The sequence below is a fragment of the Pseudarthrobacter sp. B4EP4b genome (assembly GCF_006680095.1).
GTDB lineage: Bacteria > Actinomycetota > Actinomycetes > Actinomycetales > Micrococcaceae > Arthrobacter.
In genome coordinates this window covers 1-236 of the sequence record NZ_VHIJ01000124.1, presented here as the reverse complement: position 1 = coordinate 236, position 236 = coordinate 1, and the positions used below count along the sequence as shown (strand labels likewise).

1 pseudogene is annotated in these 236 nt (G+C 42.4%); it reads left to right on the top strand.

The window, feature by feature from the left end:
- A pseudogene (locus FNL14_RS23160) lies at positions 1–236 on the top strand (dipeptide/oligopeptide/nickel ABC transporter ATP-binding protein); the annotation flags it as partial.

Sequence of the window (236 nt, the reverse complement as noted above, 5' to 3'; positions counted from 1 at the left end):
AACCTAAACTGATCATTGCGGATGAACCTGTGTCTGCACTGGATGTTTCCGTTCAGGCACAGGTATTGAATTTTCTTCAGGATCTCCAACAGGAGTTCAATTTGACTTATTTATTTGTCGGGCATGATTTAGGCGTAATCCGGCATATGTGTGACCGGATGGGAGTTATGTATCGCGGTAGATTGGTAGAGGAAGGAAAAAGCGAGGAAATCTATGAAAATCCCCAACATATATAC